We start from the raw sequence: 19632 nt of genomic DNA, 5'->3' as shown, positions 1-19632 counted from the left end.
TTTGGGGACAACCCGGGACAAATATCCCGCCCGGGCTATGGGCATCGGCGGCAAAAAGTCTGGACAGGTGCACCATGCAGAGGCTCGTCCCCGGTGCTATTATGGACTCGAAGGCAGGCGAGGAACCGAGAATACAAAACACGGGAGGTAGAGAAAAATGCTTGAGCACCTCAAGAAGCTCCTGACCGGTGAGGAAGGACAGGGCATGGCCGAGTACGGGCTCATCCTGGCGCTGGTGGCTGTGGTGGTGATTGCAGCTCTCCAACTCTTGGGACAAGGTATTAATACCAAATTCACTCAGGTAAAAGATGGTTTGGAAGGGAAGACGCCCTGATCGGGTACAAAAATTTTAGAGGCGGACTTTATTGTCGTTGGCCCTACTCTTCGGTAGGGCCGCTTCAGCAAGAAAGCCTTTAGAAAAGAGCTGGTTGTATGGCGACTGCTGACTACTTCCTTATCCTGGTGGTGGCCGTTTGCACATATACGGATTTCAAGTGCCGGAAGATCTACAACGCCGTGCTTTTCCCCGCGGCGGCCGTGGGCCTGGTGGGCAATTTTTATGCGGGAGGTCCGGCCGGAGGGTTAGCCGCGCTAAAAGGCCTTACGTTGGGCATGGCGCTTCTCTTCGTGCCCTTCATCATGGGCGGGATGGGGGCGGGGGATGTCAAGCTCCTAGGGGTTGTGGGAGCCTTTAAAGGCCCCGACTTCGTTTGGGCGGCGTTCCTTTACACGGCCCTCGTCGGCGGCCTCATCTCCATAGTCGTTATGATCAGGAGCGGAGGTTTTGGGGCACGGGTTAAAGCCGCGCTCTTTACTCTACTCTCGGTGTTGGGCCTTATGCCGCGGGTCAACCTACTCGACACCATCTACACCGGTTCGGCCCAGACCTTTCCGTACGGCATAGCCATTGCGGCGGGCACCGCGCTGGCGTATTTCCTGGGGTGATGTGGTATGGTCAAAGGGGAAAAGCTCTGGAAAAGCCAGAGAGGGCAGTCGCTGGTTGAACTCGCCCTGACCCTGCCGGTGATTATCCTGGTGCTGTTCGGCATCCTGGAATTCGGTCGCATCTCTTATTCATACATCGTTATAACGCACGCCGCCCGGGAAGGAGCGAGGGCCGGCGCCGTCGGTAAAACCGACGCGGAAATTGTCGCCACGATCCGTGAGACCGCTCCCCTGCCCAACGCCGACACCAATTTGCACATAACAAAGCTCGAGCCGAGCGAGTCCGCTCGGACGTCGGGTCTGCCGCTTACCGTGGAAGTTGCTTACGACGTGGAACTGGTAACCCCGCTTTTCGATAAATTGTTGCCGAATCCCTTCACGCTGAAAAGCCGGGTTACCATGAGGATAGAATGATGAAGAGGCCGAATGACGTTCTTCAAAAAATAAGGCGCGACGAGAAAGGGACAGTCCTTGTCCTGGCTGCTGCTCTGATGACCGTAATCCTGGGCTTTGCCGCTTTGGCCACGGATGTGGGGGCCCTCGCCTTGGGAAAAAACCGTCTGCAGAACGCCTGTGACGCCGCGGCCCTGGCCGCCGCCCGGGAACTTCCATCGACGGTGGCGGCCGGAGAAAAGGCGGTAGAATACCTGGAATATAACGGGGTGAATCCGGAAGAGGCCGCCATAAGCTTCGATTCCGCAGGTGCGCGGGTGACCGTGGAAGCGTCCCGCCGGGTTGATTTTACCTTTGCCCGGGTTTTCGGTTTAAGCGGCAGCCAGGTTTCGGCAAAGGCCTCTGCCGTTTTCGGCAGGGTTAAGAGCGTAACCGGAGTGGTGCCCTTTGGAATCCCCGACCAGAGGTTGGTCTATGGACAGGAATACAAGTTGAAGGCCGGTTCGCACGACGGATACGGTCCCGGCAATTACGGGGCCTTGGCGCTGGGGTTCAGGGGTGCGTCCAGCTACAGAAATAACCTGAAATACGGTTACAGCGGCACTGTAAGTGTGGGAGATTGGGTGTTGACGGAGCCGGGAAACATGTCGGGCCCTACGGAAGAAGGAGTAAATTACCGTTTGAGCCTGTGCCGGCATACCCCCAAGTGCACGATAAATTCCTATCACCCCGACTGCCCGATGGTTATGATAGTGCCGATTTTTGAGCCCGCCTACTTGAGCGGCAGGGACGAGGTAAAAATAGTCGGGTTCGGCGCCTTTCTATTAAAAGGGGTGGAAGGGACGGGCCATGAAAGCGTTGTATCCGGCTATTTTTTACAGATGGTCCCGCCGGAAGGGCTGCGCTATACCCTGGACCCCAACGGAACCGACTACGGCCTGCACGCGGCCAAGCTGGTGGAATAGAAACTGGCGAGGAGAATTGACCTTATGAGAAACAGACTCATCTTTCTACTGGCGATCATTTTCGGCCTGGCGGCCGCTCTCGGCACCTATAGCTACCTGGAAAATCTCAAGAGAACTTACAGGACCTCCGGGCATTTCGCCCGCGTGGCCATAGCCAAACGGGAAATAGCAGCCAGGACGGTCATAAGCGGCGAGATGCTGGAATTCAAAGAGATGCCTGTGGAATACGTCCTGCCGGGCACGGTGGTAGACGTCAAAGATGCGGCGGGCAAAATAGCCGTGACCGACATCTATCCCGGCGAGCTGATCTTGAGCAGCAAGCTGGTGGCGAGAAGCGACGTCGCCGCCGGCCTGGCGGCGAAAGTGGAGAAGGGGAGGCGGGCAATTTCCATTCCGGTGAATAACATTACAGCCCTCCACGGGCTTATTAATACGGGAGACCGCGTTGACGTGCTGGTTACTTTCAACGCCCCCGATGAACAAAAAGCTCCCGTCACGTCCACCATAATTCAAAACGTGCCGGTGCTGGCCGTCGACGGAAATCTTGAAGGCGGCGGAGGGTCAAAACAAGAGCTCCAGACCGTTACCATTATGGTCGAACCGGTTGAGGCCCAGCAGATAGCCCTGGCCGTCCAGCACGGTAGTATTCAACTGGCGCTGCGCTCGCCGGATGACGTCGAAGTCGTGCCTGTTCTGACAAGCAGACTTGAACACTTAGTGCGATAGCGGGGAGAGTTTTGTATGACGCCGATAAGGGTTTTGATTGCCGACGATATAGCCACCACACGCGAAGACGTAAAACGCCTGCTCTATTTTGAAGACGACATAGAGGTGGTGGGTGAAGCCGCCGACGGTTGTGAAGCTGTGTCCTTGGCGGAGGAACTGAAACCCGACGTGATACTTATGGATATAAACATGCCCCGCCTGGACGGCATCGGTGCCACGGAGCAGATTTCCGTGAATGTGCCCCAGTGTGCCATCATCATCATTTCCATCCAGGGGGAGCGGGAATACCTCCGCAAGGCTATGGCCGCCGGTGCCAGGGAGTATCTGATAAAACCTTTCTCGGCCGATGAACTGGCCAACGCCATCCGCCGGGTCGACGAATCCCAGAAGCGCCGCAACATATACCTGACGTCGCCCATGGGCGCCAATGCTTCGCCGGCCCTCAGGCAAAAGGGCAAAATCATCACCTTTTTCTGCACCAAAGGGGGCGTAGGCAAAACAACCCTGGCCTGCAATCTGGCCGTGGCCCTGGCGCAGGAGACCGGGAAAAAGGTGGCCCTAGTGGATCTGGACCTCACGGCCGGCGACGCTGCGGTGATGCTCAATATTAACCCCGGAAGCACCATAGCCGACCTGGTCCAGGAACAGGAGACCCTGGATTTTCAACTGGTGGACGTATTTTTGGTGCCCCACCTCTCGGGGACCAGGGTTCTTCCGGCGCCGCTCTCGCCGGAGCAGGCGGAACTGGTCCATGCGTCCCACGTGGAGCAGCTTCTGAAAATCTTGCAAGAAAACTTCGACTACATCATAGTAGATACTGCTCCGCTTTACAGCGATATCAATCTGGGAGCCCTGGAAGCGTCTGACCGGATAGCGCTCGTCTTGAACCAGGACCTCACTACACTAAAACACGTCAAAACCGCTCTGGACATCATGAAAACCCTGAACTGTGAGTCTAAAGTGAGGATAATCCTGAACCAGCAGAGCAGCGAAGGCCTGAAGGTCAAGGAACTGGAAAAGACGCTGAACACCGCCATAACGGCTGCCGTGCCCGAAGACACCAAAACGGTACGAAGTGCCGTCAACAAAGGGGTGCCCTTTGTTATGGCCCAGCCTTATGCCAAAGTAGCGGCCGCCGTGAAAGAGCTAAGCGGCCTGTTGGATCTGCACAAAGGAAACGAGGGCAGGGAAGTAACCACCCTCAAGTCTTTGGTAACAAAAATGTTCAGTTTTTGAGTTCACTATTTCTATACGGAGTGACCGAACATGTCCTTGCTGAAGAGGCTTGAAAGCAAGAGAGCGGCGGAAGATGTGCACCGCGAGGAACGGAAGACGGCTCCAAGCCACTCCGGGCGGGACCCTTACGCCGCGTTAAAGACCAGCCTGCATAAGAAGATTGTAGATGAGCTTAAGGACATAAAAGCTCCTGAAGAAAGAGACAACGCGCTCTTGGCCAAACGCATAGAAGAGCTGGTGGAGGCTTATTTGACCTCCGACGGCGAAAGCCGCATTCCCCGCCCGGAAAGGCTTAAGATAGCCGCGGAGATAGTCGACGAGATACTGGGCTACGGGCCGATTACTCCCCTCCTCAATGACCCTGAGATCAGCGAAATAATGGTCAACGGCCCGCACCAGGTTTATGTGGAAAGAAACGGCATGCTGGAACTCACCGATGTCTTTTTCCGGGACAACGACCATGTCATGAACATCATCGACAGGATAGTTTCACCGCTCGGAAGGCGCATCGATGAGAGCATGCCCATGGTGGATGCCAGGCTTCCGGATGGATCCCGGGTAAACGCCATCATCCCCCCTCTCGCTTTGAACGGCTCGGTCATCACCATCCGGAAGTTTGCTCAGGACCCGTTCACGGTAGAAGACCTGATCAATTTCGGCACCCTCACCCGGGAGATGGCCGCTTTCCTCGAGGCCTGCGTCAAGGCGAGGCTTAATATCGTGGTGTCCGGCGGCACCGGCAGCGGCAAGACGACGACGCTCAACGTCCTGTCTTCCTTTATCCCCCCGACAGAAAGGATCATCACCATTGAAGACGCGGCGGAGCTTCAGCTGCGCCAGCCGCATGTAATCACCCTGGAGAGCCGGCCGCCGAACATCGAAGGCAAAGGAGCTATAACCATCCGCGACCTGGTGCGGAACGCTCTCCGCATGAGGCCCGACCGGATAATCGTAGGCGAGGTGCGCGGCGGCGAAGCGTTGGATATGCTGCAGGCCATGAACACGGGCCACGACGGGTCGCTCACCACCGGCCACGCCAATTCGCCGCGCGACATGCTCTCCCGCCTGGAAACCATGGTGCTGATGGCCGGGATGGAACTGCCGGTGCGGGCCATTCGGGAGCAGATTTCGTCGGCGATAGACTTGATCATCCAACAAAGCCGCCTGCGGGACGGTTCCCGGCGTATCACGCACATAACGGAGGTCCTCGGGCTGGAGGGAGAAGTGATTGTGCTGCAGGATCTGTACACCTTCCGCCAGACGGGGATGGAACGCGACGGCAGGGTTAAGGGGTGTTTTTCCTGTACCGGCATCCGGCCCCAATGCCTGGACCGCATCGAAGCCGGCGGTATCAAATTGCCGCCGGAAGTGTTTCAGCCGTCGATTCTGTAGGCTGAAGAGGGTGAAGCAGTGGAAGCCGTAAGCGTGCTGGTCTTCTTAGCGGTTTTTTTGACGGCGCTGGGGCTGACCGAGGCCGGTTCTTCCGATCGGCGTCTGGTGATGACGCGCATAAAAAGAATCGCTTCGCGGGACGCCGGAAAAGAAGAGCCGACCGCTGCTCGGCAGCGAGCGGAATTATGGCGGAGATTATTGACCTGGGCGGGCGGTTTATCTCTGGCGCGGCGCCTGGGGCGGCTGGCGGATAAAAAACTGGAAGAAGCCGACGTGTTGCTCCGCGGAGGGGAATTTATCGTCATTGTCCTCGCCTGTGCCGTTGCCACCTCGCTCGTTGCGTTTACGATAACGCTCAATCCTGCCGGAAGCTTAGTTCTGGGCCTTACGGCCGCCGCGATGCCGTTTGTGGCGCTCGACGCCGCCAGGGCCAAAAGGCTTGCAAGTTTTAACGCCCAGATCGGTGACGCCCTGACCATTACGGCCAATTCCCTGCGCTCGGGCTTCAGCTTTCTGCAGAGCATGGATATGGTGCGCAAGGAACTGCCGGATCCCATAAAAAAAGAGTTTACAAGGACCATAAAAGAAATAAGCCTGGGGACCCCGACCGAAGAGGCCCTTGAAAACATGGCCAGGCGGGTGAACAGCGAAGACCTGGACCTGGTAGTCACGGCGGTCCTGATCCAGAAGCAGGTGGGGGGCAACCTTGCGGAGGTTTTGGACAATATTGCGGAGACCGTCCGGGATCGCATGCGCATTAAGCGGGAAATCAGGACCCTCACCGCCCAGGGGCGTATCTCCGGCCTTATTATAGGCCTCCTACCCCTGATCCTGGGTGGCTTCATGATGGTGGTAAGGCCCTCATACGTAATGGAGCTTTTTTCCTCCCGGGCTGGATGGACCATGTTGACGCTGGCCGTAACAGGCGAATTGACTGGGCTGCTCATAATCAGGAAGATCGTGGACATCAGGTTCTGAGGAGGCCGTATTAGAGTATGGCAGCTATGGCTTGGGCTTTGATCGGGGTTTTCGGCGCTGTGTTTAGCCTTACCCTGTTCTTGCACCGCTCGCTCTGCGGGGAAAGCATAAGGATGAGCAAGAGGGTGACGGAAGTGGTGGGCGCCGCCCCCGTTTCCATCAGGCAACAGGAATTATCCTTCCCTTTATTGCACAGGTTCATAAAGCCCATGCTGGCCGGTGCGGCGAAAGCTCTGGTGCGGCACATACCGGCCGCCGGCACGGAAACGCTGGAGAAAAGGCTCCTGGAGGCAGGCAGACCGTGGAATCTTTCCGCGCGGGAACTCTTAGCGGTGAAGTATGTGCTGGCGGGGCTGGGGGCGCTGGGGTTCATGGAGCTATGGAAGCTGGCCGGACAGACGCCGATGCAGTCTGCGGTGATGGCCTTTTTAGGGTGCATCGCCGGGTGGCTAGCGCCGGATGCGGTTGTGAGCTCCAAAGCCCGGCAGCGCAGGCAGCAGGTGGAAAAGTCTCTGCCCGACGTGCTGGATCTTATCACCGTGTGCGTGGAGGCCGGATTGGGGTTTGACGCCGCCCTGGTGAAGGTGGTGGAGAGATCCAGGGGCGTCCTGGCCGACGAGCTGTTCCAGGTTTTGCAGGAAATAAGGATGGGAAAGTCCAGGAGAGAAGCACTCCGGGAGATGGCCGACAGAATGGCCGTCGACGACCTGTCGAATTTTGTGGGGTCGGTCATCATGGCTGAACAGCTGGGCATAAGCATAGGGAACGTGCTGCGCTCGCAGTCCAAGGAAGCCCGGCAGAAGCGCCGCCAGCGGGTGGAAGAAACCGCCATGAAAGCACCCGTAAAAATGCTCCTGCCCATGGTGATGTTCATTTTCCCTGCGGTGTTCATCGTCTTACTTGGTCCGGCGGCCATCCAGATAATGCGTGCCTTTGGTTTCTAAGGGGAGAAATCATGAAGGCGACTAATTTCACCAGGAAAACGGTCCTGGCCCAGCAGGTTAGGACGGCCTTCTCTTTTGCCGAAAGGCTGGTTGGTTTGATTTGCACAGCGGATTTTCGAACGGGTATGGGGCTCTTGCTTGTGCCGTGTTCATCTATACATACCTGGTTCATGCGATACCCCATCGATGTGATCTTCCTGGACCGCGACGACCGGGTCTTGAAGGTGGCGCACTCCGTCCCGCCGTTTCGGTTGGGGCCGGTGGTCAGAGGGGCCACAAAAGCTCTGGAACTCCCGGCCGGGGTGTGCAGAGCCACCGGCACAGAAATTGACGATGTGATTGAATTTACTTTTGAGGAGTGATAAAATATGACAACAAGCTGGTACAAAGGCGGAGGTTTTTCTCTTACCTTCCGGCTGAGCCTCGGTTTTACCCTGATCATCACCCTCTTGATGGGAGGGGTGGGTTTTTCCACGTATGTCAGGGAGCGCGACGCCTTCATAAATGGGGTCGTGGACCGGGGTTGGGCGACAGTTCGCCTTGTTAATACGGTTGCGCTCGAAGCGACAGGGTCGGGGAATTATCTGCTGCTTAACCGGATGATGAAAGATATAGAGGACGATGCCTCTATCCTTGAGGCTGTAGTCTTAGACAAAAACGGCGACGCCGTGGCCTCCTCCGGCATCGCGGGTGGGGCTTCGGCTAAAGATAAAGCCGACGATCTAATAGCCGGGGCGGGCGGCAAAAAACTTGCCCTTATAAAAGACGGTAGCGGTAAGGTGACCGCCGTTGCTTTTACATCGCCCATCGTCGACACCGGCGGGCAAGCCCTCGGCCATACGTACATCCTCATGGACTTCCGTTCGGTTGAGAGTTACCTGCGCCAGACGGCGTACAACATTATTTTCAACTTTGTGCTGGCAACTTTGGCCGGGCTCCTGCTGGCCCGCCTGATAATCATCAGGGCGGTGGGGCGCCCGATAAAAGGGCTGCTGCTGGCTACAGAAAGGGTTGCCGTCGGTGATTTTTCGTATAAGCTGCCCGTGGCTACCCGGGATGAACTGGGGCATCTGACCAGAGCTTTCAACGTGATGACCAGGGAGCTGGGGGTGCTCTTTAATACCATAAGGGAGAAACTGGGCGATATGTGCTCGACTTCCAATCTTATAGCCAGGCACTCGGAAGTCTTTGAAAAAGATGCCGGCGAGCTCGAAGCCGCCCGACGGTCCGAACTGCTGAAGGAGCTTAACTCCTGTGCCAGGCGCCTTGTCCGTATGTGCGACCAGCTTAACTCACTGGTGCTGCAGTTTAAGACGGAAGGCTGAAAAGTACTATAATTTGGGTTAGAGGATGAACGGCTTTGGTCAATATCGAGAATCTCGAGAGGATAATACAAAAGACGCGAAGAGTTGTGGAAAAGAGCAAGGAGCAGCTCTACCAGTTGGGCGAGAGCGCGAGGCTGGAGTACGAGAGGACAAAGCATGAGCTTGAGTCGGTAAAAAAGGAGATAGCAGGTATTATCCGAGAGGTTGACGACCTGGAAAAGGCCTACGCCCAGGCGAGAAGGCATTTAATGGAAGTCAGCCGGGATTTTAAGCGTCATAGTGAAGAGCAAATTAAACGAGCTTACGAAGAAGCCAATAAAAAGCAGATCGAGCTTTTGAGCAAGCGCGAACAGGAAAAGTTGCTCCGACTGCACAGGGACCACCTGGAGCGCAACCTCAAAAACTTGGAGGTCACCATAAAGCGCTCGGAAGAGTTGATTGCCAACGTGGGAATGGTGCTCAAGATATTGAGCAACGATCTTGACGCCATCAGCAGCCGGATAGGCGAGATGCAGCAGATGCAGGCCCTGGGCCTCTCGGTTGTCATGGCCCAGGAAGAGGAGCGCAAGCGGGTGGCCAGGGAGATTCACGACGGGCCCGCCCAGAGCCTGGCGAATATAGTGATGAGGGCCGAATTTTGTTTGAAGCTCATGGAAGTTAATCCGGCGATGTTGAGGGAGGAACTCTACAGTTTGATGGACCTGGTGCGAAGGAGCCTCCAGGACGTGCGGAAAATAATTTTCGATCTTCGCCCCATGTCCCTTGATGATCTGGGCCTCGTGCCGGCCCTCGAGCGCTACGTCGAACAATACATGAACGACTACGGTATCTACGTCGAGATAGTGGTTGTGGGAAAAGAGTACGAACTCCCTTCTCCTCTAGTGGTGGCTGTTTTCCGCGTCGTCCAGGAATCCATGACCAATATCAGGAAATATGCCAGGGCTACGGAGGTGCTGACTAAAATAGAGTTCTTGAAAAACCGAATAAATGTAGTGGTCCGAGACAACGGCTGCGGTTTCGACGTGGAAAGAGTAATGGCCGAAAAAAGCGGGACGGCCTTCGGGCTTGTCGGAATGAGGGAGCGTATACAGTTATTGAAAGGCAAATTTGAAGTAAAATCTTCCCCGGGCCGGGGAACGGAAGTGATTCTAAGTGTACCGACCGCCCCCGAAGAAAATGGCTTGGTTGGGGTTCGGAGGGGTGAGCATGTCACAGGCAGAGAAAAAACAAATTAGAGTAATTATTGCCGATGACCATGCTCTTCTGCGGGAGGGTATAAGAAAAATTCTTTCATTGGAGCCGGATATCACCGTGGTCGGGGAGGCCGAAGACGGCGACCAGGTGATAGAACTGGCCAGGAATACCGATGTCGACATCGTATTGATGGACATCAATATGCCGAATGTTGACGGCATAAAAGCCACGCAGGTGATAAAAGAGGAAAAGCCGGGGATAAAGATAATAGCCCTCACGATCCATAACCAGGAGGAGTATTTGTTTGAGCTTATAAGGGGCGGCATTTCCGGCTACGTCTTAAAGGACGTCAGGCCCCACGAGCTTGTGAAAACCATCCGGTGCGTGGCGGAAGGGGAGGGTTTTATCCCTCCTTCACTTACCCCCAAAGTTTTCCACGAGCTCAACCGGCTTTCAAAAAAAAGAGAAGAAGAGTCGCGCTATCATTTTGCTTTGACGGAGAGAGAGCTCGAGGTGCTGCAGCAGATCTGTCTGGGGCTTTCCAACAGGGAGATAGCGGAAAAGCTCTACATAAGCGAAAAGACGGTGAGGAACCACCTGACCAACATATTCCAGAAGCTGGGAGTCGGCGACCGGACCCAAGCGGTGCTGTTTGCCATCAAGCACAATCTGGTGCAGACTTGACATCACGTGCTGGGACTGGGAGCGACCAGTCCCCCGTCCCCGGATCTATGTGAGCATCGAACGATGTGCGGCCGGAACTTCTCAGCTACCTTTAGTGCACGGCACTGTGAGGAGCCGTGTGCGTCAATTGTGCAGGCACGGTTCTGAGAGGGGTGCAGGGCAATCCGACCTGCAGCTCGTCACGGGCCGGAAAGCCTTGCACTTACTCTACCCTGGTTGATTATTACTTCTATACCCAGTGGCTGATCTTGGCGTCGATACTGCTGATCACCGCCCGAGCGTTGGCGTAAGCCCACTCGGGCGGGAGCAGGGTGCGTACCAGGTACTCGCGGCTGTCGTTATCCGGGTCGAGGGCAGCTACCAGATTCGGCTTCTTGGACAGGTCCGGGTCGGTGATGCGCAGGGGCAGCAGCCACTTATATCCGCCGACAGAGGCGTTCTTGTCCCGGAACCACTGCGGTACGGCCACCTGCGAGGCAATCAGGTGTGCTGTCTGGATGGCGCCGAGTACGATCAGGTACCGCTGGTAAGAGGTAAGGTTGGGCAAAGCCGCTGCCACGCGTGATTCGTGGTCGCTCAGGTAGTGGTCAAAGTTGAAGTTGAGCTTGTAATTGGCATGATAACTGGGGAACTTGTAGCGCGGTGCCTTGGGCGCTTTTTCCCGCACGGTGCTGTCCCCAACCTTGGCATCGAATTCTATACCCTTAAAAACAAAGAGGGCCAAGTAAGGCTGCTTGTTTTCCAACCTGTTCTTAACAAAAAGGATGGTGATAGGCTCGCCCCGGTCGGTCACCAGGTGCCCTACGCGCCAGAGACAATAAGATTTGTCCTCGGCGAATTTAATCAGGTTCTGTTCATAAGCGATTTCAAAGTTGTAATCAATGTACTTTTGAAGAATACTTAAGTCTTCTTCGTTTTCGCCCCACTTTTCCTTAACGGCAAACTCAGCAACCTTCTTGATAATATCGGGCCGGACGAATGCAAACTCGCTTAGAAGCAATATCTTCCCTCCTACAGAGTAATACCCGGCAGAGACGCCGTAATCATAATTATACCAGAGAAGGTTATAGCTGGCAATAAACAACCCCCAGGCCACACCTGGGGGTTTCCCGTGGCGGGATCATGGTGCGGGCTAAAAGGGCCGGCCGGGGCCATTGCCGGCCGGCTTCTAATTTCCCCGCCAAAGCTCGAGTGCGTCCTTTACTTCCTGGACCAACTGCGCGTAGACTTCGCTCCCCAGCTCCCGGCGGGGTTCGCAAAAAAGGTAGAGATCACCTTTAATGTGGATTTTGACGGCAGGCAAATAGGTTTCTTCCCCCGCCCTGGTCAGGAAGTGCAAACGACGGCCCAGGGCCTGGGCGAAGTAGGCCTTGGCAATAGGATAGCGGGTGCAGATCTGCGCCGCAATCGGCCTCAGGGCCGCTGCTGGTGGGCTTGACCGGCCGGAAGGCGGGCTTTGCTGTCGGCTAGAAGTAGAGGTCACGTTCGCCCGCCTCCAAGCGCTGGAGCCGTTCGTGGACGGCCTGCGCCTGCGCCGGCCGGCCGGCCTCCAGCGCTGCCAAGTAATGCTGTATCACTCCTTCACCTGCCTGGCGGGTTGCCGGGGAGGCATAGTCGAGGAGGTATTCCTTGAAGGTGAGGACGGCGTTTGGGGTGCAAAAGTTCTTGACGAGACCCTTTTTCGCCAGGGACATGAAGTGTTCGCCGGTCCGGCCGCAGCGGTAGCCCGCGGTGCAGAAAGAAGGGATGTAGCCGTCTTCGCACAGCTCCCGGATGAAATCGTCCAGCGAACGGGTATCGCCCAGCTGGAACTGCTCCCGGTCGGGGATGTGCTCGTGTTCCATTTCTTCGTACCCGCCGATGGCGATGCGCGAGCCGGCATCCACCTGGGACACGCCCAGGGGTATCACCTGCCGGCGCACCTCAGGGCGTTCACGGGCGGTGAGGATGAGCCCCGTATAAGGCACGGCGCATCTTAAAACCGCCACGATCTTTTTCAGCTCTTCATCTGATACGAGGTAGGGCGAGGCGGTGGCGTAGGGTGTATTGGCGGCCGGCTGCAGGCGCGGGAAAGAGATGGTGTGCGGGCCGACACCGAATTCGCGTTCCAGGTCCTCCGCGTGGTAAAGCAGCCCCAGCACCTCAAAGCGCCACTTGTAAAGCCCGAACAGGGCGCCGATGGCTACGTCATCAATACCCGCCTCTTCGGCCCGGTGAAGGGAAAAGAGGCGCCAGGTATAAACATGCTTTAAGGTGCCGCGCGGATGCAGGCGGGCGTAAGTGCCATGGTGATACGTCTCCTGGAACACCTGGAAGGTACCAATGCCTACCTGCTTCAACTGCCGGTACTCAGCGACAAAAAGGGGCGCGGCATTGACATTGACGCGGCGGATTTCGCCGGTTCCTTTGCGGATGGCATAAATCCTTCTTATGCTTTCACACATGAAGTCTATATCGCTGGCGGGGTGCTCGCCGTAGACAACTATCAACCGCTTATGTCCCTTCCCGACCAGGGCTTGGACCTCTTTCTCCAGCTGGTCCCAGCTGAGCGTTTTACCCTGGACCTGGGGATTGGAGTGCCGGAAGCCGCAGTAAATGCAGTCATTGACACAGGGGCTGGAGATGTAGAGAGGAGCGAAGAGCACGATCCGGTTGCCGTAGATTTCTTGTTTAATTTCGCGGGCGACGGCGTACGTCTCCTGCCAAAGGTCTTCATTCGTGTTATTCAGAAGTATGGCCGCTTCCTCCGGCTTAAGCCCTGCCAAGCTCCTGGCTTTGGCCAGGACATCGCGCACTTTTTCCTTGGCCGGATCGGCCGTCTCTTCGAGAAGCGCTTCGATCCTGCCGTCATCGATAAAATCCCGCCGCTTCTCCTCAGCTTCGTGCTTCAAGATCCTTTCCAAACGTTCGTCTGCCCAGCTTCTTGCGGCTGCGCTCAACATCAGGCCGCCCTCCTTTACTAAATGGCTATCCGGCGACAAAAATGCCACGCTTGCCGGTGCCTTTACTGCGGCAACCGGCAAGGTGGCCTCAACGAATGCTGAGCATGTTCTTCTCCCCCCTCGGCCCTCGCTCGCAGAATTCCCCTGAGCTCAGGTACTTGAGGCTAAGTGTTTCCTGGCCTTCGCCGCAGCCGGAGCGGCCTTGGCTGGGGCCGTAGAAACTTTCTTGACATAAGTTTAACATATACGGCAGCGCAACTCAAGAGCAGAGAGCGCACAAAAACCCCCAGGTCCCTGCCTGGGGGTGTCTTCCTACCAGCGATCGTAATGCACCCGGGCCGGGTTGAAGCGGTCGGCCGGGGGCTTGTGCTCCGCCGGGTAGCCGAGGGGGACGAGGGCGAAGGGCACCACCTTTTCGGGGAGGCCAAAGAGTTGCTGTAGGCCGTGCACGCGCTCCTGGCGCGGGTGAACGCCCAGCCAGACGGCGCCGAGGCCCTTAGTCTGGGCCGCGATGAGGATGTTCTCTGTGGCCGCGGCGCAGTCCTGCACCCAGTAGCCGTTCGTGGCATCCCGGGAGAGGTCGCCGCAGACCATGATGACCAGCTGCGCTCCCGGCACCATCTGCGCATAGGGGTGAATCTTGGGGATTTCGGCCATGAGCTTCCGGTCCTTGATGACGACGAAATGCCAGGGCTGTTCATTGTTGGCCGACGGGGCGCTCATGGCCGCCTGGAGAAGGTAGGTGATGTCCTCCGCCGGGACAGCCTGGGCGGTATACTTACGGATGCTCCGGCGTGCCAGAATAGGATCCAATTTACCTCACCTCTGCATCCGGCTTCCTACCGCGGGAGCCGTATTGTATTTTCGTTAGTATAATTCGTTGGCCCGCTGGATTATCCTACCGCGTGACGCCGACCGGCGGGGCTACCACGAGGTGCGGTGGGCCTTAAGGAAGATCTGTGCGGCGAGGTCGCGCACGTCGCCGCCGCGCTGGAGGATGGGTTCCACAAGCTCGGGCGGGAAGAGGCGCCTGATGCTGGGGGCGTAGTAGGCGCCGTCGCCGGGCTTGTCATAACCTACGGGAGTGAGGCTCCCGTCGGGGTCACGGCGGAACTTGAGGACGAGGGGAAGGCTTGAACCGCTTCCGACTTTAAATCCCGTGTCTTCCCGCACAATCTCGTGCAGGAGCGCCCAGACGTAGGCCTGGATCTCCCCGTTCTTTTCCGCCGTGCCCAGGAGCTGGTAGGCAGCGAAGACCTTTCCGCCGAAGGGGGCATGCTGGATCCCGCCCTTCTCCAGGTAGTCAGTCATGGCCCGGGCCAGACCGGGGATGAAGGTGATGCCGTCCTTCTTGAAGCCGTTCACCAGGAACCGGCCGTCCTTTTCCAGGAAGGTGACGGTCACCCCGGCCGCCGGGCCGCCGGTGATGGTAAGCGGGCCGCCCTGCTCAGGGCTGGGCCCCGGCGCGGCCAGGTCCAGCTGCCACCTCTGACCGACGGGCTCCTGCGTGAGAACCAGGGCGCGTGCCCAGTCAAGAAGCTCAGGGTGGGTGACGAGCTTTGCAGCTTCGTCATCACGGCCGGTGCTGAGGTCGTAGATGAGCTCCACCAGCGTGGCGTAGGCGGAGGGGAGGGTGCGGGTGCGCACGCGCCTAAAGGCGTCGCCGTCGCGCTGCCAGGTGTCGAGGAAGCGGCGGTGCGGGCCGGCATTGGCCTCCTGGAAGATGTTGTCCCTCCCATCCCCGACCGACCAGGAATCGCCCTCCAGGGTGAACTCAGTGAGATCCGGCCCGGTGAAGCGGATCTGGCCGTGGCTGTTCCGCCAGAGGGTCGGCGCGCCGGGCGAGCGCCAGAGGATGCGCCAGAGAACGGGCAACGGCCGGCCTTCCAGGCGCAGGAGGTACAGGACCGGGCGGGGACTGCCGCTCCCTGTGGCGGCGCTGTCGTAGATGAGGGCGGCCTCCGCCTGGCTGCCGACCCCGTGGGTGAGCATCGCTTCCGTTGCGGCGAAGCCGGCATCCAGCCCGTGGTAGGCGGCCTCGCTGCTGTAAAAGACCTGGGAGTGGAAGCGCTCCAAGCGGGGTCCGTCCCACCAGAAGAGCCCGTGCGCCGGATAGAGGCCGGCCTCAGCAGGGCCGAAGTCCACGGTGATGAGCTCCCGCCCGGCGCCGCTCGCCTTGGTAACGTGCAGCCGGAGGGCTTTTCCGCCCCGGATCTGGTTTAAGGCGCGCTCGGGATCGGCCCGCTCCTCCGGAGTAAGGCGTTCCAGCGCCGCGGTTATCTGCCGCGCCAGGGGTTCAAGGTCCAGGCGGTCGAGGGCCTGCTCGGGCAGCGGCCAGTCCGGATCCAGTTCATGCGCCTTCCGGTAGTCGGCCCGGGCGGCGTCCAGGTTGCCCAGGGCCTCGGCGGCGCGGGCGAGGCCGTAGTGGGTGCGGGCCTGATCATGCTTCCCCAAACGAGAGGAAAGCGCGGTGATCTCCCGAAAAGTACGCAGCGCCTCCTCGTTGCGGCCCAGGGCGAGCAGGGCCTCGCCCTTGACCAGCGCGAGGGCGGCCGGCGGCAGGCCGGCGTCGGGCAGGGCCGCGGCCTTGGCCAGCGCCGACAGAGCTTCCTGGGGCTGACCGGCCTTCACGTGGGCGTCGGCCAGGTAGTACCAGAGAAAGGCGGCTTCCGGGGCGGCTTTGAGCTGCTCCTGGTAGTACTTCACCACCGTAGGGAAGTAGGCTGTGTACGTGTCAGGAGCGGGAATCAGCTTGCCCTCGTGGTAGCGGAAGACCTCCACAGCCATGGCGGTGCCCGTGTCCTTGCTCCAGAGGGCCAGCTCTTCCTTGCCGTCCGGTCCATAGGCGCCGGAAAAGTCGGCCACGTCCAGGCGGTGGTAGGCGTTTTGGGCCAGCACCTGGGGTCGGCCGCTCGGGAAGCCCACTACCTTCAGGCCGTTGCCGACAGAGGCGCCGATGGAGACGCCCACTAAAAGCTCGGGCACGCCGTCGCCCGTGACGTCGGCCGGCTGGAGGAGGGCCAGGTCGTTGCCGCTTGCCTTGTCCTCCCAGATCTTGTGCCAGCCGTAGGTGTTGTGGTCGATCATCCCTTCGGCCAGCACCAGGACGCCCACGCTGCCTTGACCCAGGCGGTAGCCGGCGACAAGCTCATGTTCACCGTCGCCGGTAAGGTCTACCGTCTGCACCGCGGCGGGCTTGCCGAGGTGCGACCCTTCCTGCGTCGGCTCGATGAGGGTGGCGCCTGCCGGCAGGAAGGACTGGACGATCTGCTTGTAGTCCACTTCGGCCTCCGACCCCGGTTGCCCGCCGGGCGTAGGTGGCTTAAGGAGCGAGCCCGGCGAGGGCAGGCTGGTACAGCCCGCAACCATGAGCACCCCGGCTGCGGCCAGAGCCGCGCCCTGCAGCCAAACCTTTCTGCTCAGTCCCATAACCTTTCCTCCCATTTGACGCTGCGTCAGCCGGTCGCTCAGGGTGCTGACTGGGAACAAAGCACCTTTTCCGGACGCGGTTCTGCGCGCACGCCGTGTGAATGCGGCCGGCTTTCCACTTTTCACCTCGAGTATAGCGAACGCAGGCCGGTAAAGGGTGAACGACCGGTAAAAGAAGGGTTACCAAAGGGTTACGGGCGGGGAGAGGGTCAAACATCAGTGGAAGGCGCCATACCATCCAGGGGCAGAGTGCAGCGCACCGTGGCCCCCTGGCCGGGAGCGCTTTCCGCCTTGAGCTCCCCGCCGTGGAGGGCCAGGATTTCCTTGACGAGCGCGAGGCCGAGGCCGCTCCCGGCGCCGGGGCGGCTACCGGGGGCAAAACGCCGGCCGAGGCGGGCCAGCTCTTCGGAAGTAAAACCGGGGCCGGTATCGGCCACGCCGAAGGTAAGCCGGCCTTCGGGGGCGTCCAGGCCGGCGAATACCCGCACCGTGCCGCCGGTAGGGGTAAACTTAAGGGCGTTGTCGAGGAGGTTCACCAGCACTTGGCGCAGGCGGGCGGGGTCGGCGTTCACCTCGGGCAGAGCAGGGGGGACGTCCAGGGTCAAGGTAAGGCCGAGGCGGCGGGCGCGCGGCTGCATCTCCGCCACGGTGCTCTGAAGGAGCGGGGGAAGGGCTACCCGCCCGCGCCGCAGCGTAAGCTTCCCGGCCTCCAGGCGGCTGAAATCCAGCAGCTCTTCCACCAGCCCTGTCAGGCGCTCACTTTCGGCGGCGATGATCGTGAGGCCCTGCTCCTGGTAGGCAGGGTCCACTGACCCTTCCTTCAGGGAGACGGCCCAGCCGCGGATCGCTGTGAGCGGCGTCCGCAGCTCGTGCGAGACGGAGCTCACGAATTCCTTCTTCAGCTGGTCCAGGCGGGCCAGTTCCGCCGCCATGTAGTTCAAGGTCTCGGCCAGGGTGCCGATTTCGTCGTGGAAATGCCGGCGCGCCCGCACGGTGAGGTCGCCGCCGGCGATCCGGCGCGCCACGCCGGTAAGTTCCTGCACCGGCTCCACAATGGTGTGCGCCAGAACGAAGCCGACCGCGGTCATAACCAGGATCAAAAGGATTCCGAGGAGAGCCAGCCGCCCGGCCAGGCGGCCGAGGAGGGCCTCGAGGGGTGCCAGCGAGGTGACGAAGCGGATGGCCCCTTGTACCGTGCCGTCGACGGCCAGGGGTGCAGCCACGGCCAGGTAGGGCTCGCCCCGGGCGGTGCTGCCGCTATAGGTCGCCGCCTTACCGGCCAAGGCGCGGGCCACGTCCGGCGCGCTGCTCAGATTGGGCCGGTCGGACGCCGCAGTGGAGTCGGCCAGCACGCGGCCGGAGGAATCGAGCACCTGCACCGCCGCGGCCGTGGTGGCGGAGAAGGCGGCCGCCAGGTCCGGCGCCTCCTGGACGAGCGGGTTTTTCCCCAGATAACTCTGGTAGAATTGCGCGGCCAGCCCGGCCTGCTGGTCCAGGATGTCGCGGATATTATCCAGGTAATACTGGCGGACGGCGGTGAGGAGCGCGACGCTGATGAGGAGGACGGTCACCGCCACCAAGAGGAAGTAGGTGCCGGCCAGGCGGCCGCGGATGCCGGCCCAGGGGCGAAGCTGCGACGGCCGGCCGGGGGTCGCCATCACGACTCCACCTCCCGAAAGCGGTAGCCCAGACCCCAGACCGTTTCTATGTAAGGACGGCCGTCCGGCGCACGGCCCAGTTTGGCGCGCAGGCGGCGGATGTGTACGTCCACCGTTTTCGGGTCGCCTACGAAATCCTGGCCCCAGGCGGCGTCGAGGAGCTCATCCCGGCTGAAGGCCCGGCCTTTGTGTTCCATGAGCACTTTGAGCAGGGCGAACTCGCGGGGGGTAAGCGCAAGAAGCGCGCCGTCTTTGCGCACCTCGTGCGCGGTAAGGGACAAGGTCAAAGCGCCGGCCGAAAGCTCGGCGCTGTTTTCGGCTTGGACGGGGCGCAGGCGCCGCAGCACCGCCCGCACCCGGGCGGTGAGCTCGAGCGGATTGAAAGGCTTCACCACGTAGTCATCCGCACCCAACTCGAGGCCCAGCACCTTATCCAGGTCCTGACTGCGCGCGGTGAGCATAATAATCGCCACCTCCGGGTGGCGGTCGCGCAGGCGGCGGCAGACGCTGTAGCCGTCGACGCCGGGCAGCTTAAGGTCCAGCACCACCAGGTCGGGCGGGCTCTGCTCAAGCTTAGCCAAGGCTTCTTCCCCGCTGGCCGCTTCCTCAACGCTGAACCCGGCCTGCTCCAGGTTCAGCCGCACCAGGAGCCGGATCGGCTCTTCATCCTCCACCACCAATATGCGCCTCGTTTCTGCTGCCATCGCCTTCACCTCGCCGCTTACTTCGCCTTCGCCCGGCGCGGTTCCTTCCTCCAACCAGAGGAAAAGCGCGGCAGAACAGGCGCGTAGTCCTAAGGCCTTAAGCCAAGGCTGCCGATA

The 19632-nt window shown here is 59.5% G+C and carries 20 protein-coding genes; 13 read left to right on the top strand and 7 right to left on the bottom strand.

Annotated features, from left to right (window positions below):
* Nucleotides 1–157: 157 nt before the first annotated feature.
* From K5554_RS01085 to K5554_RS01025, 13 genes are all read left to right on the top strand, one after another.
* Nucleotides 158–334, top strand: a complete 177-nt coding sequence (locus K5554_RS01085; protein WP_221039340.1) for a Flp family type IVb pilin — start codon at nt 158–160, stop codon at nt 332–334.
* 98 nt (nt 335–432) lie between these two features.
* Nucleotides 433–945: a prepilin peptidase gene (locus tag K5554_RS01080; RefSeq protein ID WP_221039339.1), complete on the top strand. Its 513-nt coding sequence runs from the start codon at nt 433–435 to the stop codon at nt 943–945.
* 6 nt (nt 946–951) lie between these two features.
* On the top strand, nt 952–1359 hold the full coding sequence (locus K5554_RS01075; protein WP_221039338.1) for a TadE/TadG family type IV pilus assembly protein: 408 nt from the start codon (nt 952–954) through the stop codon (nt 1357–1359).
* Nucleotides 1359–2303 (top strand): pilus assembly protein TadG-related protein, encoded by a 945-nt coding sequence (locus K5554_RS01070; protein ID WP_221039337.1) that lies wholly within the window; start codon nt 1359–1361, stop codon nt 2301–2303. The genes K5554_RS01075 and K5554_RS01070 overlap by 1 nt, the downstream gene beginning before the upstream one ends.
* Nucleotides 2304–2327: 24 nt before the next feature.
* The gene (gene cpaB / locus K5554_RS01065) at nt 2328–3029 is read left to right on the top strand and encodes a Flp pilus assembly protein CpaB (protein WP_221039336.1); all 702 of its coding nucleotides are present in this window, start codon (nt 2328–2330) and stop codon (nt 3027–3029) included.
* A 15-nt stretch (nt 3030–3044) separates the two neighbouring features.
* Entirely contained in the window at nt 3045–4265 is a 1221-nt protein-coding gene (locus K5554_RS01060) for a CpaE family protein (RefSeq protein ID WP_221039335.1), read from the top strand.
* 30 nt (nt 4266–4295) lie between these two features.
* Nucleotides 4296–5657 carry a CpaF family protein gene (locus K5554_RS01055; protein ID WP_221039334.1) on the top strand — a complete coding sequence of 454 codons (1362 nt, stop codon included), beginning with the start codon at nt 4296–4298 and terminating at the stop codon, nt 5655–5657.
* Between the two features lie 18 nt (nt 5658–5675).
* A complete protein-coding gene (locus K5554_RS01050; protein ID WP_221039333.1) occupies nt 5676–6635 on the top strand; it encodes a type II secretion system F family protein in 960 nt (319 codons plus the stop codon).
* A 17-nt stretch (nt 6636–6652) separates the two neighbouring features.
* Nucleotides 6653–7579 carry a type II secretion system F family protein gene (locus tag K5554_RS01045; RefSeq protein WP_221039332.1) on the top strand — a complete coding sequence of 309 codons (927 nt, stop codon included), beginning with the start codon at nt 6653–6655 and terminating at the stop codon, nt 7577–7579.
* A gap of 11 nt (nt 7580–7590) precedes the next feature.
* Nucleotides 7591–7941: a DUF192 domain-containing protein gene (locus K5554_RS01040; protein WP_221039331.1), complete on the top strand. Its 351-nt coding sequence runs from the start codon at nt 7591–7593 to the stop codon at nt 7939–7941.
* Nucleotides 7942–7947: 6 nt separating this feature from the next.
* Nucleotides 7948–8904, top strand: a complete 957-nt coding sequence (locus tag K5554_RS01035; RefSeq protein WP_221039330.1) for a HAMP domain-containing protein — start codon at nt 7948–7950, stop codon at nt 8902–8904.
* Between the two features lie 35 nt (nt 8905–8939).
* Nucleotides 8940–10139 (top strand): sensor histidine kinase, encoded by a 1200-nt coding sequence (locus tag K5554_RS01030; protein ID WP_221039329.1) that lies wholly within the window; start codon nt 8940–8942, stop codon nt 10137–10139.
* Nucleotides 10111–10782, top strand: a complete 672-nt coding sequence (locus K5554_RS01025) for a response regulator transcription factor (protein WP_221039328.1) — start codon at nt 10111–10113, stop codon at nt 10780–10782. The genes K5554_RS01030 and K5554_RS01025 overlap by 29 nt, the downstream gene beginning before the upstream one ends.
* 229 nt (nt 10783–11011) lie before the next feature.
* Here K5554_RS01025 and K5554_RS01020 read toward each other — a convergent pair whose 3' ends face one another.
* The 7 genes from K5554_RS01020 to K5554_RS00990 all read right to left on the bottom strand — a co-directional run bounded on the left by K5554_RS01020 (nt 11012) and on the right by K5554_RS00990 (nt 19515).
* Nucleotides 11012–11782, bottom strand: coding sequence for a DUF3825 domain-containing protein (locus tag K5554_RS01020; RefSeq protein ID WP_221039327.1), 771 nt, complete (start codon nt 11780–11782; stop codon nt 11012–11014).
* Between the two features lie 168 nt (nt 11783–11950).
* Nucleotides 11951–12265, bottom strand: a complete 315-nt coding sequence (locus K5554_RS01015) for a hypothetical protein (protein WP_221039326.1) — start codon at nt 12263–12265, stop codon at nt 11951–11953.
* Nucleotides 12249–13724, bottom strand: a complete 1476-nt coding sequence (gene hydG / locus K5554_RS01010; protein ID WP_221039325.1) for a [FeFe] hydrogenase H-cluster radical SAM maturase HydG — start codon at nt 13722–13724, stop codon at nt 12249–12251. Before hydG ends, K5554_RS01015 begins: the two co-directional genes overlap by 17 nt.
* Before the next feature lie 312 nt (nt 13725–14036).
* On the bottom strand, nt 14037–14537 hold the full coding sequence (locus tag K5554_RS01005) for a nitroreductase family protein (protein ID WP_255565450.1): 501 nt from the start codon (nt 14535–14537) through the stop codon (nt 14037–14039).
* A gap of 111 nt (nt 14538–14648) precedes the next feature.
* The gene (locus K5554_RS01000; RefSeq protein ID WP_221039324.1) at nt 14649–17153 is read right to left on the bottom strand and encodes a tetratricopeptide repeat protein; all 2505 of its coding nucleotides are present in this window, start codon (nt 17151–17153) and stop codon (nt 14649–14651) included.
* A gap of 209 nt (nt 17154–17362) precedes the next feature.
* Nucleotides 17363–18811 carry a HAMP domain-containing sensor histidine kinase gene (locus tag K5554_RS00995; protein WP_255565557.1) on the bottom strand — a complete coding sequence of 483 codons (1449 nt, stop codon included), beginning with the start codon at nt 18809–18811 and terminating at the stop codon, nt 17363–17365.
* The gene (locus K5554_RS00990) at nt 18811–19515 is read right to left on the bottom strand and encodes a response regulator transcription factor (protein WP_221039322.1); all 705 of its coding nucleotides are present in this window, start codon (nt 19513–19515) and stop codon (nt 18811–18813) included. Before K5554_RS00990 ends, K5554_RS00995 begins: the two co-directional genes overlap by 1 nt.
* Nucleotides 19516–19632: the final 117 nt, after the last annotated feature.

This window comes from Gelria sp. Kuro-4, from assembly GCF_019668485.1.
In the GTDB taxonomy this organism is placed as follows: Bacteria; Bacillota; DTU030; order DUMP01; family DUMP01; genus DUMP01.
Note: the sequence above shows the minus strand (reverse complement) of the source record. Positions and strands in the feature narration are given on the sequence as shown.